Source organism: Pseudodesulfovibrio halophilus DSM 5663, from assembly GCF_059568665.1.
Genome location: NZ_JCANTV010000012.1, coordinates 222,148 through 241,940 on the forward strand (window position 1 = coordinate 222,148; position 19,793 = coordinate 241,940).

Sequence of the window (19,793 nt, forward strand, 5' to 3'; positions counted from 1 at the left end):
ACGCATCATGACTTCAATTCTGACCAAGCGCATCCGGGAGGCCAACGAACAGGGCCGCACCGCCCTGATCCCCTTCCTCCCCGCCGGATTCCCGGACCTCGACCGCTTCTGGACCGAACTGGAAGCGCTGGACCAAGCCGGAGCGTCCGTCATCGAAATCGGCATGCCCTTTTCCGATCCGGTCGCGGACGGACCCGCCGTGGAAGCAGCCTCCCTGCGCTCGCTGGAACTCGGGGTGAACCTCGACTATATCCTCGACGGCCTCATGGAACGCAAAGGACGCTTCAACGCCGGACTGCTGCTCATGGGCTACCTGAACCCCGTCCTCCAGTACGGCCCGGAACGATTCGCCCGGCGTTGCGAACAGGCCGGCATCAGCGGTCTGATCATCGCCGACATGCCCGCGGACGAATCCGCCGCACTGCGCGAAACCCTCGAGGCACACGGTGTATCGCTCATCCCGCTCGTGGGACTCAACACCGGCCCCGAACGCATGACCCTCTACGCCGAATGCGGCAGCGGCTTCTGCTACTTCGTCTCCGTGCTCGGCACCACCGGCCAGCGCGACGAGCTGCCCGCGGAAGTTCTCGACAAACTGCGCGAAGCCAAGGCGGCCTTCGACATTCCCGTGGCGCTCGGCTTCGGCATCCACAAGCCGGAACAGCTGGAGGAGCTGCAGGGGCTTGCGGACGCCGCGGTGTTCGGCTCCGCTCTCATCAACCATATCAACGACGGCGGGGACTGCGCCTCCTTCATGGAGCGCTGGAAATAAGACGGACCACCACCTCATGCACAAAAGCAAAAGGGACCTCGCGAGAATTCGCAGGTCCCTTTTCCGCTCCATTCGGGCCGCCCGGCGAACAATGCACGGCCGGGCGGCGGCGTGAAGTCCACTACTCTCCGGTCAGAGCGATCTTTCTCAGCACGTAATCGCGACCGTACTCGTCAGCTATCGCGTTGATTTTATCAAGAATCTTCCTGCGCTGCCCCTCGTCGGAGACCTCCGACTCCTGAATGTGGAAGATGTCCCGCAGTTCATTCCAGTCAAAAACGTCGTCAGGCCGTTCCTTGGTTTCCATAGCAGTGCTCCATCCTTATTTTTTGGCCGTCTTCGCCTTCGACGCGGGAGCGCTCTTGCCCTTCGCGGCCGTCTTTTTGGCGGCGGGCTTGGACGCAGACTTGGCTGCCGCCTTGGAGGCCTTTGGCTTTCCAGCCACCCCGTCCGCCTCGGCATTCCCTGCGTCCGCTTCCGTGGCCGGCTCCGGGGCGGCCTCATCGGGCTTCGCCGAAGCAGTCTCGCCGCAGGGACAAGGCGCGGCAGCGGCTTTATGTTTCGAAGCCGCTTCGTCAGCCTCGCCGGACTTGTCCCCAACAGACTCGGGGAGCTTGTCGGAAATGGAGAACCCGCTGTCGGTGGTGTCCTCCCAGGAAGCCTCGAACGAGAACTTGTGTCTGCCCTTCTTGGTCTTGGCGCCGATGGTCAAGTGCAGCTGCTCCGCAGGCTCCATCGAGACCACCTCGTCATCCTTGCGAATGACCACCCGCCCCGACTTGAGACTCGCCAAAAAGCTCTCGAGATACTCGACAGCCTCCTCGTAGGGAAGCATCATCTTGACTTCAAGTTTCTGTTTTTCCATCGCAAACCTCCTGGGGTTACATATCCTTTGAAGACTATGTCAGCGACAGCAGGATATCGGCCAGCAGTCGGTCATCGACCTTGGCGCCGTCCTCTCTTGCCGCAAAACCGCAGTCCACGACCCTGATGCCCATTTCGGAAATCCTTTCCAGCTCCAGCCCGTTGGGATACAGGCCGCCCCGACTGTCCACGAGCACGTACCCGAGCGCGGCAGCCGGGTCACCGGCCCCGCTTTCGGCCAGATAATCCAGAAGCAGCCGCGTCTGGTCCGCGACGCTCAGTCCGAGCGCCTCCACGTCGTGCCCGGGGTTGGGGACGAATATCTTGGGGCAGCGGTTGGCCTCCACCGCCCCGCCGACCCCCTCGGGAAGGATGTTCGCCACCACGCTTGAATAGAAGCTGCCTATGGGGAAGCATATCAGCTCCGCTTCCGCTATCCTCTCCTTCACCTTGTTGCGGATGCCCGCATGTGCAGGGCGCTCGTCCTCGAGCGATCCGGTGAGCCAGATCTTTTCCACCGGGGAGGAGATGGGGGGCGTGCTCTTCCCGGTCATGCGGTGCTGTCCGACGATGACGCGGCCGTCCTGCAGCCTGACCGCGAGGTGCAGGTTCTTGGTCACGATGGGGCGAACCACGCCGCAGACCTGCACGAGCTTGGAGAAAATGTAGATCACCGGATCCATCTGTCTTCTGTTGAACAGATACCCCGAGGTCAGCATCAGGTTGCCGAGGCTCGCGCCGCGCAGGTCGAAGTCCGTCGGCATGGAATCGATGAACTGGTGGAAGTGGTTGCGGATGATCTTGCGCATGGGGTCCGGGATGCGCCGCACCAGCCGGTGCTTGCCCCGGGCGAGAGAGTCGAGCTCCGCGCACAGGGAGTCCTGCGACTTGTCCTTGGGCAGCCTGTAGGCGAACAGGTCGAATATCTCCGGATTGCCTTGAACCGACTGGTCCGCGAGGGACATGAGGCGGTTTCGGATGTCGCCCACCGCGAGCATGTTGAACGCCTGCCTGAGCACGGCGGAGCTGCCGCCGGAGTCGAAAGGCGTTATGAAGTGGATGGAGTTGTGCGTATACCGCGTCAACTCCCGCGAGACCCCGCGAAGCGCCGATCCGCCGCTGAAGAAGAGAACCCGTGGCCCCATCTCCGGAGCGCGCTTGTACCGCTCCAGCTTGAGCGGGTCGGGTATGCCGACCTCTCTGGTGATGCTGATTCGCATTCGGCTCCCTCAGTGCTCATCCACGTCGCCGGTTTTCATGTACCGGATGCACGCGTCCGCCGCCGCGTCGAAGTCCACGCCGCCGGAAATCTCCAGCAGGTCGGCCTTTGCGAGCAGTTCGGCGTATTGATCTTCACCGGGGTCCTCCTCGCGCGAGGGGTCGTCGGGCAGGTAGAACAGGCCGGTCGCCTTCATGAATGCCGGGAGCAGATCGCGCCGCTCACGCGGATCGACCTTGGCAAGTCTCATGGCTCCGTGGCCGCGCTTCCAGTTCAGGATGACGAGGGCGTTCATCCCGCAGCGCAGCCGGAACCGCCCCGGACCGTAACATTCGTCGATGAGCGCGTCGTACTTGTGCTCCAGCTGCCAAAGCTCCTCTTTGGGCATGGACATGAACGCTTCCCGCAACTCCGGCTCGACGATATCGCACAGGTCCGGGTTGTTCAGCGCGGTGCCGGGGTTGATTCTGGGCTGCTTGGCCACGCCGTACATGGTCAGGCCGGCGCCGTTGTTCTCCACGATGACGCGGTCGTTGCTGACGAAAGTCGTGCCCCTGCTCATGAGGTGCAGCGCCAGCGTGCTCTTGCCGGCACCGGAGAATCCCGCAAGAGAGATACCGCGCCCGTCATGGATCACACCGGCCGCGTGGCCGAGGAATCCGCCCCGGTTCAGCTTCCACTCGATGAAGCGGTTGTTGATGAAGTTGATGACCTGATTGGAATTTTCAAGACACGGCCCCACCGCAACGTTATCGCCCCGGCCGAACACGAAGTACATGCCCGTGATCCGCTTCTTCACGATGCGCCCGTCCGGCAGGTCCACCCATTCTTCCTTGATCTTGGTCTTGCCCGGATCGGGCTGCTTGACGTTGAACTCGAAGTCCGTTTCCGGGACCGCGGTTTCGTGGGCGGTTATCACGATGTCCGGCTCGCCGGACGCGATGGTGAATTCCTTGAAATAATCCGCAAGCGCGTCATGCAGGGCGTCCGAACTGCTGCGCGCCGCCATGACGCAGCCGCCCAGATCCAGAAGCAGCTCCCTCACTGCGGGGACGCTCTCGCGCACCGCTTCCGCCATCTCCCGAACAGTGGTTCCGGTGAGTCTCATGCCTTCACCTTCCTCATGACGTAGTCGACGTATCGCTGCGCGGCGTCGATGCCGCTGGTTTCCTGAATACCGCGGAAGCCGCCGAAGGCGGATACTTCGAACACGTAGGGACCGTCATCCGTCATGGCCACGTCCACGCAGGTGAAGTCCAGGTCGAACCGCGACTGGGCCTTGTAGGCGAGGTCGATGACCTCCTGCGGGGGCTCGTACGCCCGGTACTTGCCGCCGGAAGCGGTGGTGGTGTTCCACGCTCCGTTGGTCTTGCAGCGGGCGTAGGTGGTGATGTACTCGCCGCCGAGGAAGGCTATGCCCAGATCAAGGTCGCCCAGCTCGATGGTCTTCTGGATGTACATGATCGGGTTCTCCGCCTTGTATTCCTCGATGGCCTTGCGGGCGCCCGGGCCGTCCTTGAGCACGAACATGCCCCGCGCCTTGGAGGTGTAAAGGGGTTTGAACACCGCCTCGCCGTACTCCGCCACCGCGTGCAGGGCCTGATCCACGCTCTCCGTGATGGTCGTGGGCGGCATGGGGATGTCCTCGAGCTGCAGGGTGATGGTGCAGCTCAGGCGGTCCAGCACGCGAAGGATGGACAGGGGGGAGCTGAAGATCCTCGTCCCCTTTTCAGAAATGTAGCGGAGGACTTCAAGCCGATCCAGCAGGTCGGGCGAGTAGCGCGAACCGATCTTCTTGATGATCAGGGCGTCGAAGTCCCTGAGATTGTGCCCGTTGTAGTATGCGTTTCCCGAGGGCAGATCCAGGCGGACCTGATCCATGCTGATGAGAACTCTCTCTCCGGTCTTTTCGGCGACGGTGTCCGCAAGTTTCTCCGAAGACCAGCCGCCGCTGGTGCCGATTACTCCAATTTTCACGCCTAAGCTCCTCGTTGACGGCTAGTAGTACAGAACATCCGTGGGCAGGGAGAACTGCTCCCAGTCCCCGTCCCTGAAGTGATAGATTTTCTCCAGCAGGAACATGGACCTGTTGAACATCTCGCGGGCGAACTTGTAGTTGAGCTCGAACCGCGTGGACGTATAGAAGGACCGCGCCAGCGCGAAGGCCATCCTCGCCTCGAAGGTGGGGTCCTCATGCTCTTGCGCGAAGCCCTTGCAGAACCGGTAGAACTGCCGGATCACATTGTTGATGCGGCTCCTGTGCGCCTCGTCGAACACCGGCATCCGGAAGTTCGAGATCAGGAACACCGAAGCGTCCTGAACATAGTCGAAGTCTCTGGAACGGTAGAGGTCGATGTAGTGGACCTGCTGGGCCCCGTGATTGTAGACGATGTTGTTGATGTTGAAGTCGCCGTGGATGAACACGGAGAAGGGCGCCTCGATTTCGCTTTCGAAACTCGCGCACTCGCGGAGGAGCTCCTCGGTGGACTCCACTTCGGTGCCGCCGAGATTCTGCGGTGTGCGCCAGAACTCCGGGTGCATCTGAAGCACGTCGTCGAGTCGGGACTGTATCTGCCCTATGTAGTTGGTCTTCACGGGCAGGCGCTCCATGGTGGTCGTCCATGTGTCCAGCACCGTGCTCTCGAAGATGAACAGGGCGTTTCGCACGAAGTCGTCCTCTCCGGACAGAACAACCTCGTCGAGCGTGCAGCCGTTGAGGAACTCCACCAGCATGGCCCCCTTGTCCGCGTCCTCGTGAAAGCCGTATATCTCGGCCACGAGTCCCGGAAACAGGGACTGCCAGCGTTTGATGCTCATGCGCTCCTTGCGGATCTTCTCCAGATTTCCTTCCTTGTATATGCTGCCGTGCTTCTCGGCCAGCGAGCGCCCTTCCTGCTCCTGCCCTTCGCGCTGCTCGACCTTGCCGATGCGGCAGCCGGAGCGCGTGCCCCAGATGGCCCGGAAGTCGATGTCCGAGAACGAGTCGCTGAACCCGGACTTGCTCAGGGTCTGCTGCAGCGCGTCGAACTGCTCGATCTTGATGCGCTCGCCCAGCAGCGAGAAGATGACGGCCTCGCCAATGTTCAGCAGGGCGTCGCCCACCCGCTCCAGATACCGATAGATGAACAGCACGGTCACAAGGCTCTGGGCGTCGCGGCCCATGCCCATCTCATTGAGAATCCTGTCGAAGTTCTGCTTGTAGACGGTATCCAGCTCGGGCTCCGCCTTGCAGATCGTCAGGGCCTTGGACATGTCCTCCTCGTGGAACGCGGGCCGGATGAGCGCAAAGGTGTCAGTGATCAGTTCAAAGCTCCTTTCGAAGTCGAACCGGTCCATGAACCCGTTGTCGTCGAGGTACTGCATCTGCTTGACGATGTTCACGAAATGGTCGGCTATGCGCTCCAGATTGACTGCCATGATCTGGACCGCCCTGATCTTGTTGAGCTGGTTGCGGTCCAGATCGCGGTCGGAATGTATCCGCGAATAGCACTTGTTCTCGATGATCGTCTTCAGGTTGTCGATGTAGTCGTCCCGCGAGGTGATTCTGGAGAACCTCTTTCGCGAGGGGGCCTCGATGAAGCGCTGCGCCGACCGGGCCTGATTATCCACTTCCAGGACAAGGAACTTGAAGTTCTCGTCGAGTCCTTCGAATGTGATCATGAGCTATCGAACCTTCAGGGATCCCGGCTCGCCTTCTCTGGGGCCGGAGGTCTGCTTCCAGTTGACTTTAAGAGCGAGCTTGTTCTCGCCCCCCTTGCGCTTGGCCTTTACCGTGAAATTCAGCAGCCCTTCCGGATGCATGACGATCTCGTCACCGTTCGTGGACAGGGTGATGCTGCCCTTTCTGAAACCCTCTGTCAGGGACTCCAGAAACGAGCAGATGGACTCGCAGTCCTGCAGCGAATCGAAAAGGAACTTTTCTTCAGACATGACTTTCCTCCGTTATCCGGCTATCCGGCCAGACGTTCTCTGTACTCCCTGATCACGGAACGACGGCTGATGCCGTTGACTATGAGCTTCTTGCGGATGCTCAGGTCGTCCCATGCGGGCTGAAGCCCGATTTCGCGGGCCGCCTTTTTCGTATCCTGCTGTTCCAGCGGCTTGGTCTTCTCGCCCATGTGACAGTCGTCGCCCATGAAGATGAACATCTGCCGCTCGGACGCGGTCCGCCTCGCGTTTTGTTCATTCACCACGGAAATGAGAAACTCCGTGTACTCCTGCGACTGGGGGTTCCAGACCTCGATGCCGTCAACATCGTAGTTGCGCAGCAGAATGGGCCAGAACTGCTCCGGGTGCGGGATGACGACGCAGCCGCCGAGGCCGCGGACTTCCTCGATGATTTCGCTGGCCCGGTAGAAGAACTTGAGGTTGAACCCCTGCTTGACGAGCTTCTTGACCGCCTTGAGGTAGGCCTGCACGCGATCCACCGCGTTGTCGCCGAGCTCCGTACGCATGGTGTCGAACCAGTTGCGCAGCAGCTTGTTCTTGACCGACATGCGGGGAATGTTCGTCCACTCGTCGTCGAGGAGTCTCTGAATCTTGCGGACGTTGGCGTGGACAAAGGCGATGAGTTCCTCGTCCGCGCCCGTGGACTTGGCGGCCCGACCGATGCGCTCCTCGTCCGGCGAGGTGATGGTGTGCATGAAGTCGAACAACTGACTGGAGCGGTACTTGAACGTATGCGCCAGCATCGACTTCAGCACGCTGGCGTCCTCGACCTTGTCGTTGGTGAAATGCAGCAACAGCTGCACCTTGCGGTGGAAGCCGCTCGCGTAGCAGTCCACCTCCACGCCACTGTGCTCGTCCCAGCTCATGAGCACATTGTGCTGGGTCGGTATGAGCAGCTCCTCCTTGCGATTGGGGAACATGGCGTTCACCCGGCGGTGGATGTGGTCCATGGACACGAACTCCGGGTGCCAGTGCACCGCAAGCAGCGCTTCCTGTCGCACATACTGGTGCGAGGGGTTCACCACCTGCTCCACCTGCCACGGGGCAAGGTCCACGGAGACGACCTGAAAAAACCGGCTGCGGTCGTCATCCGTTATCTCTTCGGCCTGCACTTCCGGAAAGACGCGGCAGTCCACTTCACTCTTCTTTTTACTCACTGAGCTCTCCCTGTGCGCTTCTTTGGGATTTCAGTCGTACTTCGCGTGGCAGCGACCCTTCTGCTCGGCCAGCGCATCCACGGCTGCGACGAGCGTCTGCACGTCTCCCGCCTCGTATGCCTTGCGGAACGACTCGCACGCCTTGGTGTAGTCCTCGTAATACTCGTCGCCGTACCCCGCGTAGCGGACCATCAGGTCGGAATCCGAAAGAAAGGATTCAACGGCCTGTTCGGGCGGCATCGCGCCGTCGTGAAGCATGGTGAAGATCATCTTGAAGCTGCTTTTCATGCGCTTCTTCAATGTCTTGTACTTCGGCAGCCCCGGCTGGCCGCTCGCATCCGCCGCAGCGGCTTCTTGCTTTTCGGGCTTGATTTTCATTTTGAGTTCCAACTGGCCGAACTCGTTCTTGACCCCGATCTTCAGCTTCCTGAAGTCCTCGAGCGCCTCGAGTCCAGGCTTGCCGCCCTTCTCCAGCGCATCGGCAACATCCCTGAAGAAGGAAACGAGCTCCTGCTTTTCCATAAAACGCGCGATCTTGCTTTCTTCACTCACAGTTTTCCACCTCCATGATAGAAGTATCCCTTGTATACGTTCCTGACGACAGATCAACCAAGGACACAGAAACGATACATTTCTTCACTCACACCCTTCGGTATCACGAAACCGTTTCCCGCGTCACAAGCCTGTAATTATAATCGATGCACCAAAGGCCATACTGCGTTTTCAGAACCTCCACAGAGTGTCGTTGTAACACTTTCGCCACACTACAATGGGAAGCATCAGTTGCTACAATGCTCACAAAAGTTTCACAAAAGCGATTTACGGGGTGCAACAGACTAAAAAGGAAAACAATATTCACTACATCCCTAAGACTCGACATGGAGGCATCAGACCGGCACCCCCCGCAGTCGGGATTCATCGGAGCCATTGCCGCTTGGCATCCGTTACAGGTTTCAGCCTGTTGGACGACCATCGCTGGCAGGTGGGGGCAGCCGCCCTCTCAAGGAACCCGTAAGCCAAGAGGCACGGAAACCAAATCCCCGTCAGCGGGGTGCAGTATGGACGCGGGTAGTGCGACCGCATGAACCATGCGCTGCAACCCCGCTGACATCCCAGAGATTGCAAACAGGGCCCGCCCCTTTGCCGGGGTGCAGGGGCGGACCCCTGCCCGTCGGAGACAAAAAAGGCCGGACTGCATGCAGTCCGGCCTCTCCATCGTCTTGTCTTTTCTGGCTATTTGCCCGAGGGCAGTGCGGGAGCGTCGGAGCCTCGCACTTGCTGTTGGCGTTCGCTGCCGGAGCCTCCGCCGGGCTGGCGGGTGAGTTGTGTGGACAGGCTGTAGACTTCGTGGGGGTCGAGGATGAGCACCACGGAGCCGTCGCCCATGATGGTGGCGCCGGACAGTCCTTTGAGGTTGAAGTTGTTGAGATACTGTCCGAGCGGCTTGATGACGATTTCCTGTCGTTCAAGGAGGCGGTCCACGACGAGTCCGAGCCTGCGGTCGTTGTCGTGGATGACGACGACGGGGAGGATGTCGCGCTCTTCGGCGCTTGGGGCGAGGTCCAGCAGTTCGGCGAGTTCGACGATGCCGAGGACTTCGCCGCGCATGGTGGCGGCCTTGCGGCTGTTGACGTCCGAGAGCTTGGAGCGTTCGAGCTTGGTGGTCTCGGAGACTGCGTCGAGGGGGATGGCGAAGGTATCGCCTGCGACCTGCACCATGAGGGCGTCGATGATGGCGAGGGTCAGCGGCAGGGTCAGGGTGAGCTTGGTTCCCTTGCCCACTTCGGACTGGGTATGAACGCTGCCCTTGAGGTTCTTGATATTGGTCTTGACCACGTCCATGCCGACGCCTCGGCCGGAGATGTCGGTGATCTTGTCTGCGGAGGAGAAGCCGGGATGGAAGATGAGCTCGATGGCTTCACGGTCGTCGAGGGCGTTGACTTCTTCCTGTGTCATGACGCCTTTTCGCACGGCGGTGGCTCGCATGCGGTCGGGGTCGATGCCGCGTCCGTCGTCTTCGACCTCGATGGCGACGGAATTGCCCTTGTGGTAAGCGCGCAGCCAGACGTGACCCTTGACGCTCTTGCCGTTCTGGACGCGTTCCTGTTCGTCTTCGAGGCCGTGGTCCACGGCGTTTCGCACGAGGTGGACGAGCGGATCGCCGATCTCCTCGACCACGCTCTTGTCGAGTTCGGTCTCTTCACCTTCCATGATGAGCTCGACCTGCTTGCCGCTCTTGCGGCTGAGGTCGCGCACGAGGCGCGGAAAGCGGGAGAAGACGGTCTGAACCGGGACCATGCGGACTTTCATGATGGTGTCCTGAAGGTCGTCGGATATCCTCGCCATGGCGTAAGTGGTCTCGGTGAGCTGCTGGGCGACGACGTGGACTTCCTCTTCCCCTTCTTCGAGGGCGCGGGCGAGCATGGAGTAGCGGTTGCGGTTGATGATCAGCTCGCCGATCAGGTTCATGAGATGGTCGAGCCGGTGGTGGTCAACACGGATGGTGGTAGACGCCTTGTGCTTGGCCGGAGCGGAGGAAGCGCCGGCTCCCTGATCGGCCTGCACGGCGGCCTTGACGTTGCTCATGGCACTCCTCGTGGACTGGGCGGGCGTGTTGTCGGCCTTCTGCGGCTTTGCCTCGGGCTTTTCGGCCTCGCGCGGAGGCTCGGGCGCGGCCTCTGCCTTCGGCTCCGGCTCGGGTGCGGGCTTGGGGGCCGGCGCGGGCTCGGGCTTCGGCTCCGGGGCGGCTTCCGCGGAGACCTCGTGCTTGGGCTCGGGAGCAGGCTCCGGAGCGGCGACGGGTTCTGCGGGCGCGGCTTCGTCCTCGCCGCCCGACGCGTTCGGATCCATGGACTGGCGGACGGTTTCGAGCGCCACATCCAGCATATCCTTCAAAATGTCGAATTCCTGATCCAGCAGGTCCAGCATGAGGCCGAAGTCCATGTCGGACTTACGCCCCTGATCCACGAGGCCGAGGGTGCGCTCGGCATAGGTCCGGATGTCGCCGAAGCCCATGTATCCTGCGGAGTTCTGAATGGTCTGGAGCGATCGGAAGAGACCGTCGACCACTTCGCTCTGCGAGGAGTCCTCACGCAGCATCTTCAGGGCCTGGACCGCAGCCTGTATCTGCTGGCTGATGGTCTGATCGAACAGTTCCGCGTCCTCGGGGTCGAATTCCTGCACTGGCGCTTCCTGACTGGTTTCTTCCTGCCCGCCTGCTGTGGGCTGGGCAGTGGTTTCCGGGGCCTGCTCGGCCGCCGGGGCCGAGGAGGGCTGGGATGCGGCCCCGTTCCCTTCTCCGAGGATGGAGCCTGCATAGGAGGAGTCGCCGGTCTCGGTCACCTTCTGGAGCACCTGCACGAGCATGCTGATGTCCATGGGCGTGACGCGGCCTTCCTCCACTTCGATCTTGTTGACGAGCTCCTCGATGCGGTCCACCACGTAGAGCATGAGGTCCACTATCTGCTGGGTGCAGGGCATCTCGCCCTTGCGTACGTAATTGAGCAGCGTTTCGGCCTCGTGGGTGAGGCCGTTGAGTTCCCTGAACCCGATGATACCGCTGTTGCCCTTGAGATTGTGGAAGTACCGGAAGGTGTCGTTGACCAGCTCGCTGCTTCCGTCGGGGTTGCCCTCCAGAGCCAGCAGAGAGCTGTTCAGGTTCTCGATGATCTCCTGAGCCTCTTCGAGGAAATCGGAAAGGTGCCCTTCTCCGACGGTGGTCAGCGAGTAGGGGGTCGGGTCAAAATCCGGGTCCGGGACTGGGGTGAACTCGGGCATGGGCCTGCTCTCCGGTTGCTCGGTTACGGTATCCTGCCGTGCCGGTTCGGCGGCCTGGGCCGCCTCCGGTGCTGCCGGCGGCTCGGGAACGGTTTCGGCGGGCTGTTCGGTCACCACTTCCGGCTCCGCTGCCTGAGGGGCCGCGCCATCCGGCTCCAGCTCGCCCGCAAGCGCGGCGTCGAGCCGGTCGATGATGGGAGTGGTGTCCAAATCGCCTTCGGAACCATGCGTCTCCAGATTCTCCACCATGTTCCTCAGGGCATCGGTTGCGGAAAGGATGAGGTCCATGATGGCCGACGTAACGGTCAGCGATCCCTGACGCAGTTCGTCCAGGATGTTCTCGGCTTTGTGGGCGAGGCCGTTGATCTTGTTCAGACCCAGAAAACCCGAAGCCCCCTTGAGCGAATGCATGGGCCTGAATATCTCGTTGAGCAGCCCGAGATTGTCCGGGTTCTGCTCCAGTTCGAGTAGATTCGGCTCAATGGTTTCAAGGTGTTCCTTGGCCTCCATGAAAAAGTCGGCCAATATTTCCGGATCCAGAAAATCCTGACTCATCCTGTTCTCCCTGATTGATGCAGCACGCAAAGCCCCGTCGAAGCGGGCCCGCGCCTGCTATCCCAGAAGCATCTTGACGTTGCGCACCAGTTTTTCCGGCTGCGCCGGTTTTACCATGTACAGGTTTGCGCCGAGCGTCAATCCCGCCTCGATGTCCTTGTCCTGCCCTTCGGTGGAGAGGACGATGATGGGGATGTCCTTGTACGCGTCCTGCTCACGCAGCGTCTTTATGTAGGTGAGACCGTCCATGCGCGGCATGTTCACGTCGGAAACGATCAGGTCCACCTCGCCGGCCCCGTAGAGCTTCTCCAGCCCGTCGAGACCGTCCTCGGCCGTGGTCACCTTGAATCCTTCCTTCTTCATGATGAAGGCCACAAGGTTCCTTACCGTCTTTGAATCGTCCACTATCAGAATATGTTTAGCCATGATTCCTCCGTTTGGAAGACTTCGTCCCTATAGACTATATCAGTTCATGCCTCTTTTTGGTAGATGATCGCGCCGGGATAATGATTCGGTTTGAAGGTCCTGCTTATGTTGTGCAGCGACTCGGAGTGACCGATCACCAGGTATCCCCCGGGCTTGAGATTGTCGTAGAACGCGTTGATCACCTGCCGTTTCATTTCATCGTCGAAGTAGATGATGACGTTGCGACAGAACACGATGTCCGAACGCTCCACCATCTTGAGCTGCGACTTCTCCTTGAGGTTGATCTGGCCGAAATGCACCAGCCGTTTCACTTCCGGACGCACCGCGAAGCTCTTGCCGTCCGAGTCGAAGTAGCGCTCGATGATCTCCTTCGGGGTGGTCCGCAGGCTGTAGTCGCTGTAGACGCCCTTGCGGGCTGACTCAAGCACGCGCTGCGAGAGGTCGTTGGCCGTTATCCGAATATCCCAGGACCCCACCTCCTGCCCGAGCAGCTCGTGGATGATCATGGCGATGGTGTACGGCTCTTCCCCGGTGGAGCATCCCGCGGACCAGATTCTCAACTGCTTCCGCCCCGCCTTCCTGCAGCGCTCGATGACCTCGGTCAGGATGTTGTCCTGAAAGACCTTCAGCTGCGGCGGGTTTCGGTAGAAACTCGTCTCGTTCGTGGTGATGACCTCGAACAGCTTCTTGAGTTCCTCGCGCCTGCCCGAGTCGTACTGCAAATAATAGTAGTACTCCCCGAAGTCCTTGAGGCTGAGCTTCTTCAGGCGGTTGCCCAGCCTGTTTTCCAACAGGTACTTGCGGTTGTCGGCAACGTAGATGCCGCACTGCGTGTAAATGAAGTCGCGCAGGTTGCGGAACTCCTCGTCCGTGATCTTGAGCTCCCGGCCGAGGGTGATTGTTTTGGAAAAAAGAGACGACATCTAACTGCCCGCTTCCTCGGATTCCCTGATGCGGGCGATGGCGTCCTCGGCCGCCTGCACCAGCTCGTAGTCGTCGCTGTCCGAGGCGGCCAGCAGCGCGCGGAAAGCCGCGGTGCCGCCGATGTTGCCAAGCGCCTCGACGGACTTCATGGCAACGAAACGGTTGGGACTTTCCAACAGCTCGACCAGCCGCGGCACGGCATCGGAAATCGCCTTGGCGCCGAGCGCGTCCACGGCCCTGATGCGGACCCAGTCGTCCTCGTCGCCAAGAGCCTCGATGAGATGTCCCACGAATTCCTCTTCGCAATGGTTGCCCATCACCTCGATGACGGCAAGACGCACGTCCTTGTTTTCGTCCCTCAGCATGGGCTTGAGGTGCGGCGCCCAGCCGCAGGAGTCGGTGCAGACCTCGGCCAGCGCCTCCACGGCGACCTTGCGAATGTCCGGCACCTCGTCGCTCAGTGCGTCCACGATCTGCGCCATGTTCTCGGGTTCGCCGAGCTTGCCCAGAGCATAGGTGGCCATGAGCCTGTCGATGGGCTCGGGACTGGAGAAGAGCTCCACGAAGCGCTGGCGCACCTCGGGACTTGCGATGGCGATAAGCGCGTCGAGGGCGGCCTCCTTCACGTCGTCGTAAGGATGTTGCAGCAGGGCGAAGATGCCGTCCGCGGCGGGCTCGTGACGAAGCGTCACGCCCAGGCAGTGCGCGGCGGCCTTGATGACGGTTCCGTCGTCGTGACGCTCCAGCACGTCCATGAGGAACTCGCGCTGCTCGTCGCCCGCAAGAACGGCCAGTACGCCGATGATCTGTCGCTGAACGTAGAGGTCCACGTTCCAGAAAGAGTCGATGAGCGTATCGAGCACTTCGCGGCTGCCGGCATCCGCGGCCTGTCCCAGAGCCTCCACGGCAACCGCGGCCGCGTTCGGGGACTCCCCGGTCAGCGCGTTGCGCATGGCGTCGGTCAGCCCGATGGACGCGAGCGCGTCCACCATCGCCTTGAGCCGCTCCTGATCGGTGTCGGGGTCAAGCTCTTCAGCCAGCAGCAGGATGCCCTGCGAGGCCTTCTGGCCGCCCACGAAGGCGAGCCCCTGAATGGCGGCGTCCTGAATTTCCTCGTCCTCGTCCTTCAGGGCTGCCAGCATGTATTCGCGGAAGTTCTCCCGCTCCTCGCCGGAGAGCAGCTTGAGGGATTTGCCGCCGAGGATGTTGACCACGGCCTTGACGATCTTGTTCCGCAGCGCCGTGGGAGAGTCCTCCATGCGCCGCAGCAGCATGGTCACGGCCTTGACGTTGCCCATTTCGCCGAGCGCGTCGATGATCATTGAGGCGACAAGGTCAGAAGACTTGCCGAGCGCCTTGACCAGCGCGTCCACTGAACTGGAATGCTGAATCTTGGTCAGCGCCTCGATGACGGCATACTGAACCCACTCGTCGTCCTGCATGGCCTTGTTCAGACACTCGGCCGCCTCGACGTAACCGAGATTGCCGAGGCTCACCGCCGCCTGATAGCGAACATTGACCTCCGGGTCCCTGAGCAGCGCCTCGCAAAGCGGCTGAACCGCCATGACGTTGTTGCACGAGCCCAGAATGTCCGACATGAAAATGCGGATGTCGTCGTCGCTGTCGGTCATCATATCCATGAGCGAGGGCAGGTCTTCCCCGCCGATCTCGCGCAGAATGTCCATTGACAGGTTGCGAACCGGCGGGTCTTCCGAGCGAAGCAGCGGCAGCACGGCGTGCACCGTGGCCTTGCCGCCAATCTTGCGCAGCGAACTTTCCGCCGCCTCCTGCACCCCGAGATTGTTCACTTTCAACAGTTCCGCCAGCTTGGGAACCGCTTCCGCGCACATGGCTTCACCTGCGCGAAAGGCACCTTCCCGCACGACTTCCCTGTCGTCGCTGTCCAGTTGATTCAAGTACTCGTTGCAGTCGGTCATCGGGCTGTGGCCTCCATGCTTGTCTTCGACCCTATTTGTAGATGTTGGTCATGATCGCCTCGGCCATGTCGTCGATATCGACGATCTCGTCCGCAAGGCCGGCGTCAACGACGGCCTTGGGCATGCCATAGACGACACAGGTGGCGTCGCTCTGGGCAAGCGCCCTGCCGCCTTTCGCTTTCAAATCCCTGACGCCCTCGGCGCCGTCACTGCCCATTCCCGTCAGGATGACCCCCAGCCCGCGCCGACCGACCGCTCCGGCCACCGAGCTGATCAGCACGTTCGCCGACGGCTTGTACAGCGCGTCGCCGGGATCGGGGGAAACAACAAGGTTTATCTGGCTGACCTTCTGGTCCAGCTTGAGATGCAGCCCGCCCGGTGCGACATAGGCATGTCCGGGTTTGAGCACGTCTCCGTTTTCGGCTTCCTTGACGGTGATCTTGCTGACGCCGTCCAGCCGCTTGGCGAAGGGCCCCGTGAAGGCGCCCGGCATGTGCTGGGCGATGACGATGCTCGCGGGAAAATCCGCCGGAAACCGGGAAAGCACCTTCTGCACCGCGGGGGGCCCGCCGGTGGAGACGCCGATGGCGACCACGTCGCGCGCCACCTTTCCTCCGGCGTGCCGACGCGGCATCTCGCGGGGCGCGGGTTTCGTCGCCGTGGCGCTGCGTGTCGGAATGGGCCGGAGCTTGCGCCGGGCAACGCTTTTAACCTTGCTTATCAGGTCTTTCTCAATCTTGATGATATCCAGCGAGACCTTGGAAAGCTGCTTGGGGATGAAGTCGACCGCGCCGAGTTCCATCGCCTTGAGGGTGGACTCCGCTCCTTCCGTGGTCAGAGAACTGACCATGAGCACGGGGCGCGGCATCTCCATCATGATGCGCCGCAGCGCGGAAAGACCGTCCATGACGGGCATTTCGATATCCAGAGTCACCACGTCGGGGTCATGCTGCCGAACGGCCTCCAGCCCTTCCTGACCGTTCTTGGCCGACGCAACGACCTGAATTTCGGAATCTTTGCTCAACATGGTGCTGATCGCCTTTCTCATGAAGGCGGAATCATCCACGACCACGACTTTAATCACAGACTCAACTCCTTGAGATCAGTAACAAAAACAAGACACCCATTCCGTCTCCCGTCCCCGCGCGGCCAGCCCGGTCCGGCAAGGAGGTCAGGACGGTCAGAGTATCGGTAGGTAATAGTATGAATATTTCATTTTTTTGTCCAACATCTCTCAAGTATAATTTTTCCTTGCCAAGCATTTCTGATTCAGCTAAAAGCCATCTCTCATCACGACGGGATGTGGCTCAGTTTGGTAGAGCGCTGCGTTCGGGACGCAGAGATCGAGTGTTCGAATCACTCCATCCCGACCATGAAATTCCAAGGGCTTACGGCAATTTGCCGCAAGCCCTTTTTTCATGGTCACTCAATGCCGACAGCCTGCTCGTACTCCTTGATGATCCGCTCCACATCGCCGCGCTGCCGCACCTCGGCGAGGGCGGCGTTAAATTTTCTAATGAAGTCAGCCGCGTCCACTTCAGAGGAGAAACCTATATGACCGGCATCGACCTGGAGCACCTGCATTTCCACAACGTTCTCCCGGTTCAGGTTCAGCCGCCACCGTTCAGCCAACCCCTCCGGAGGCTCAGAGAGGGCGAGGTTCTTGAAGGCCCAATAAATGGCGCGTCGGTCATTGATATAGCAGTCAATCCGTTTGAGAACGATCTTCTTCAGGTTGGTGTACGTCCCGCCGGCTTCATCCAGAAAAATGTCTCCGCTCCGAACCGTGCTCATGAAGGACGTCCCTCCCGCCGCAAACCCCAGATTGTTTCCGAACATCATGCCTCGATACCCCTGCGGAAATGGCCAGCGGACTCTTGAGGCCGCCTCCCTGTTGCAGACGATGATGACTTCTTCCAGAACAATCGGATCGGAATACCGCGTCATCCATGGACGAAGCTCCGGTCGGAAATACGGTGGGAACACACCGAACGCCTCGCCCTTTTCGGCTTCCTCGAGAGCCCTTCTCCAAGGCTTGAGTTTCAGGGTTACATCATACCCTTCGACTAGCGGGAGCACCCGCTCCAGAATCCGCACGTAAATCCCGGCGGCCTTCCCGTCTTCAAGGTATGTGTAAGGGGGATAGTTGTCGTCTCCGACCAGCGTTATTCGTTCGCCGGCAAGACTTACGCCGCAAACGCAAAAGGCAATGAATCCCGCTAGGAAAACAACGCCCGATACCTTTCTCATCCCCCTCCCCCTGCAAGACTGTTCACCGAAAATGGCCTCGTGCCTTCCCCTTGCTTATCCTATTTTTACCCGCAATAGCTCCATGATTTTCTCCACCGCCCCTCTCTTCCGCTCGAGCCTCGGCCTCCCGACGGCAGGCCGAGGCATCCGGAAAAGAACGGCCCGACGGACGCATCCGCCGGGCCGAATCTATACCGGGACTAAAAGGTCTAACGACTACTTGTTCACCTTGGTCCCCTTGTAGGTGAACGCGCCTTTGTTCATCTTGAAGAAGGTCCCCTTGTCGATGCCCACGGCCTCGCCGCAGGGACAGTAGACCTTGCCGTTGCGCTCCTCCATGTTCCAGACCTTGTCGATGCGGTCCTTGTGGCAGCGGAGGACTTCTCCCTGACCGATCTTGTGATACTTCCAGAGCTTGCCGCGACATGCGGCGCACTTGAGCGTCAGCATGTGCCGTCCGCGGGCTAGTTGTTCTCGAACCGCACGGTATCCACCGACGGAAAATCGTCGAGATTCTTGGATATCCCGGCCTGCAGGAAAGAGTCGACCCACCAGTAGATGTTGTGGCTGCGCACCTGATCGCGCATGTTCTTCATGGAGTCGCGACGCTCCTCGATGTCCCAGTGAATGGCCCGGTGGATGGCCTTTGCCACGCCCTCGAGGTCATAGGGATTCACGAGGTACGCCCATTCCTGAAGCTGCGCCGCGGCGCCGGCGAATTCACTGAGAATCAGCGCGCCCGACTCGTTCACGTTGCAGGCGCAGTATTCCTTGGCCACGAGGTTCATGCCGTCGCGAAGCGGGGTGATCAGCGCAATGTCCGCCGCCGCGTAGTACGAGGTAAGCTCCTTCTGCGGCAGGGAGCGGTAGTGATAATGCACCGGCACCCAGCCCGGGATGGAGAACTCCCCGTTCACGCGGCCCACGAGCAGCTCGATCTCGTCGCGCAGTTCCTTGTACTCGTCCACGTCCTCGCGAGAGGGCACGGCTATCTGGATGAAGTTGAGCTTGCCCTTGAGGTCCGGGTACAGCCGCAACAGCTCCCGGATGGCGAGGATGCGCTCGGGGATGCCCTTTGTGTAATCCAGCCGGTCCACGCCGAGGATGATCTTGCGGTGCTTGAGCGCCTCGCGGATGCGGAACGCCTCGTGCGCCACCTCGCGGTCGCGGGCCATACCGTCGAACTGGTTGAAGTCGATGGCGATGGGGAACGTCCCGGCCTGAAACTCGCGGCCGCGAAGTTCCACCGAGACCACGGCCCCCTCGCCGCTGACCTTGGCGTCCGGGGCCAGCATCTCGAGGCAGCGCTCGAAATTGTAGCGGTCCTGCGTGGTCTGAAAGCCCACGAGGTCGAACTCGGTGAGGGCGAGGATGAGCTTCTGCCGCCACGGCAGCTTGAGGAAGATGTCCGGGGGCGGAAACGGGATGTGCAGGAAGAACCCGATGCTGCGCTTGACACCCATGCTCTTGAGAAAGAAGGCCTGATGCATGAGATGGTAGTCGTGCACCCAGATGAAGTCCTCGCTGCTGGTCATGCGTGCCACGCTCTCGGCGAACTTGAAGTTCACTTCGAGATAGCTGCGCCAGTATTCGGGATCGAAGCGGCAGCGGGTCTGCAGGTCATGGAACAGGGGCCAGATGATTTCGTTGGAGAACCCGAAGTAATACTTCTTCACCTCATCTTCGGTGAGGGGGACGCCCTTGAGCTCGTACCCTGCCTCGCCGGAAAACTCGTCCAGCAGCCGCTTGGACTCTTCCTCGGCGCCGAACGCGCCGTCCCAGCCGATCCAGACACCTCCGCGGTTCTTGAGAACGGGCGCGAGGGCGGTGACGAGCCCTCCGGCGCCGCCCTTGACGGTCCACTCGCCGTCCACGAACTTCAGGGCGGCAGGGAGCCTGTTGGAAACCACGACGAGGCGCCTCATTCCGGTGTCAGTCATCATATCTCCTTTTCCGTTCGCTAC

18 protein-coding genes and 1 tRNA gene are annotated in these 19,793 nt (G+C 60.7%); 2 read left to right on the forward strand and 17 right to left on the reverse strand.

Annotated elements, in window-relative coordinates; genetic code table 11:
* Positions 1-4 precede the first annotated feature (4 nt).
* A complete protein-coding gene (gene trpA / locus BR24_RS11740; protein WP_496541732.1) occupies positions 5-772 on the forward strand; it encodes a tryptophan synthase subunit alpha in 768 nt (255 codons plus the stop codon).
* A 121-nt stretch (positions 773-893) separates the two neighbouring features.
* Here the strand turns inward: trpA and BR24_RS11745 are convergent, their stop codons facing one another.
* The 14 genes from BR24_RS11745 to BR24_RS11810 form a co-directional block, all read right to left on the reverse strand.
* The gene (locus BR24_RS11745; RefSeq protein WP_496541669.1) at positions 894-1,079 is read right to left on the reverse strand and encodes a hypothetical protein; all 186 of its coding nucleotides are present in this window, start codon (positions 1,077-1,079) and stop codon (positions 894-896) included.
* Between the two features lie 15 nt (positions 1,080-1,094).
* On the reverse strand, positions 1,095-1,637 hold the full coding sequence (locus BR24_RS11750; protein WP_496541670.1) for an amphi-Trp domain-containing protein: 543 nt from the start codon (positions 1,635-1,637) through the stop codon (positions 1,095-1,097).
* 34 nt (positions 1,638-1,671) lie between these two features.
* Positions 1,672-2,856, reverse strand: a complete 1,185-nt coding sequence (locus tag BR24_RS11755) for a GAK system CofD-like protein (protein WP_496541671.1) — start codon at positions 2,854-2,856, stop codon at positions 1,672-1,674.
* Between the two features lie 9 nt (positions 2,857-2,865).
* Complete coding sequence (locus BR24_RS11760; protein ID WP_496541672.1) at positions 2,866-3,963, reverse strand: HprK-related kinase B; 1,098 nt, start codon at positions 3,961-3,963, stop codon at positions 2,866-2,868.
* Positions 3,960-4,832, reverse strand: a complete 873-nt coding sequence (locus tag BR24_RS11765; RefSeq protein WP_496541673.1) for a GAK system ATP-grasp enzyme — start codon at positions 4,830-4,832, stop codon at positions 3,960-3,962. Before BR24_RS11765 ends, BR24_RS11760 begins: the two co-directional genes overlap by 4 nt.
* 21 nt (positions 4,833-4,853) lie before the next feature.
* Entirely contained in the window at positions 4,854-6,515 is a 1,662-nt protein-coding gene (locus BR24_RS11770; protein WP_496541674.1) for a phosphate signaling complex PhoU family protein, read from the reverse strand.
* Positions 6,516-6,518: 3 nt separating this feature from the next.
* Entirely contained in the window at positions 6,519-6,785 is a 267-nt protein-coding gene (locus tag BR24_RS11775) for an amphi-Trp domain-containing protein (protein WP_496541675.1), read from the reverse strand.
* A 20-nt stretch (positions 6,786-6,805) separates the two neighbouring features.
* Entirely contained in the window at positions 6,806-7,960 is a 1,155-nt protein-coding gene (locus BR24_RS11780) for a hypothetical protein (protein WP_496541676.1), read from the reverse strand.
* Positions 7,961-7,990: 30 nt separating this feature from the next.
* Complete coding sequence (locus BR24_RS11785; RefSeq protein ID WP_496541677.1) at positions 7,991-8,512, reverse strand: GAK system XXXCH domain-containing protein; 522 nt, start codon at positions 8,510-8,512, stop codon at positions 7,991-7,993.
* Positions 8,513-9,193: 681 nt separating this feature from the next.
* Positions 9,194-12,292, reverse strand: a complete 3,099-nt coding sequence (locus BR24_RS11790) for an Hpt domain-containing protein (RefSeq protein ID WP_496541678.1) — start codon at positions 12,290-12,292, stop codon at positions 9,194-9,196.
* A gap of 57 nt (positions 12,293-12,349) precedes the next feature.
* The gene (locus tag BR24_RS11795; RefSeq protein ID WP_018123671.1) at positions 12,350-12,718 is read right to left on the reverse strand and encodes a response regulator; all 369 of its coding nucleotides are present in this window, start codon (positions 12,716-12,718) and stop codon (positions 12,350-12,352) included.
* A gap of 44 nt (positions 12,719-12,762) precedes the next feature.
* Positions 12,763-13,641 (reverse strand): CheR family methyltransferase, encoded by an 879-nt coding sequence (locus BR24_RS11800; protein ID WP_496541679.1) that lies wholly within the window; start codon positions 13,639-13,641, stop codon positions 12,763-12,765.
* Positions 13,642-15,579, reverse strand: a complete 1,938-nt coding sequence (locus BR24_RS11805; RefSeq protein WP_496541680.1) for a HEAT repeat domain-containing protein — start codon at positions 15,577-15,579, stop codon at positions 13,642-13,644.
* 31 nt (positions 15,580-15,610) lie between these two features.
* Complete coding sequence (locus BR24_RS11810; RefSeq protein WP_496541681.1) at positions 15,611-16,663, reverse strand: protein-glutamate methylesterase/protein-glutamine glutaminase; 1,053 nt, start codon at positions 16,661-16,663, stop codon at positions 15,611-15,613.
* A gap of 212 nt (positions 16,664-16,875) precedes the next feature.
* On the opposite strand from BR24_RS11810, the gene BR24_RS11815 reads away from it, so the two are divergent.
* A tRNA-Pro gene (locus BR24_RS11815) sits at positions 16,876-16,952 on the forward strand.
* 49 nt (positions 16,953-17,001) lie between these two features.
* Here BR24_RS11815 and BR24_RS11820 read toward each other — a convergent pair.
* From BR24_RS11820 to BR24_RS11830, 3 genes are all read right to left on the reverse strand, one after another.
* Positions 17,002-17,829: a substrate-binding periplasmic protein gene (locus BR24_RS11820; RefSeq protein ID WP_496541682.1), complete on the reverse strand. Its 828-nt coding sequence runs from the start codon at positions 17,827-17,829 to the stop codon at positions 17,002-17,004.
* A gap of 216 nt (positions 17,830-18,045) precedes the next feature.
* Entirely contained in the window at positions 18,046-18,279 is a 234-nt protein-coding gene (locus BR24_RS11825) for a hypothetical protein (RefSeq protein ID WP_496541683.1), read from the reverse strand.
* Between the two features lie 14 nt (positions 18,280-18,293).
* Complete coding sequence (locus BR24_RS11830) at positions 18,294-19,769, reverse strand: alpha,alpha-trehalose-phosphate synthase (UDP-forming) (protein ID WP_496541684.1); 1,476 nt, start codon at positions 19,767-19,769, stop codon at positions 18,294-18,296.
* Positions 19,770-19,793 lie beyond the last annotated feature (24 nt).

Excerpts from the sequence above, each read along its gene's own strand:
- BR24_RS11775 (WP_496541675.1), bottom strand. The coding sequence starts at position 6,785 with ATGTCTGAAGAAAAGTTCCTTTTCGATTCGCTGCAGGACTGCGAGTCC.
- BR24_RS11755 (WP_496541671.1), bottom strand. The coding sequence starts at position 2,856 with ATGCGAATCAGCATCACCAGAGAGGTCGGCATACCCGACCCGCTCAAG.
- BR24_RS11820 (WP_496541682.1), bottom strand. The coding sequence starts at position 17,829 with ATGAGAAAGGTATCGGGCGTTGTTTTCCTAGCGGGATTCATTGCCTTT.
- BR24_RS11760 (WP_496541672.1), bottom strand. The coding sequence starts at position 3,963 with ATGAGACTCACCGGAACCACTGTTCGGGAGATGGCGGAAGCGGTGCGC.
- BR24_RS11830 (WP_496541684.1), bottom strand. The coding sequence starts at position 19,769 with ATGACTGACACCGGAATGAGGCGCCTCGTCGTGGTTTCCAACAGGCTC.
- BR24_RS11805 (WP_496541680.1), bottom strand. The coding sequence starts at position 15,579 with ATGACCGACTGCAACGAGTACTTGAATCAACTGGACAGCGACGACAGG.
- BR24_RS11800 (WP_496541679.1), bottom strand. The coding sequence starts at position 13,641 with ATGTCGTCTCTTTTTTCCAAAACAATCACCCTCGGCCGGGAGCTCAAG.
- BR24_RS11745 (WP_496541669.1), bottom strand. The coding sequence starts at position 1,079 with ATGGAAACCAAGGAACGGCCTGACGACGTTTTTGACTGGAATGAACTG.
- BR24_RS11750 (WP_496541670.1), bottom strand. The coding sequence starts at position 1,637 with ATGGAAAAACAGAAACTTGAAGTCAAGATGATGCTTCCCTACGAGGAG.
- BR24_RS11795 (WP_018123671.1), bottom strand. The coding sequence starts at position 12,718 with ATGGCTAAACATATTCTGATAGTGGACGATTCAAAGACGGTAAGGAAC.
- BR24_RS11825 (WP_496541683.1), bottom strand. The coding sequence starts at position 18,279 with ATGCTGACGCTCAAGTGCGCCGCATGTCGCGGCAAGCTCTGGAAGTAT.
- BR24_RS11790 (WP_496541678.1), bottom strand. The coding sequence starts at position 12,292 with ATGAGTCAGGATTTTCTGGATCCGGAAATATTGGCCGACTTTTTCATG.
- BR24_RS11770 (WP_496541674.1), bottom strand. The coding sequence starts at position 6,515 with ATGATCACATTCGAAGGACTCGACGAGAACTTCAAGTTCCTTGTCCTG.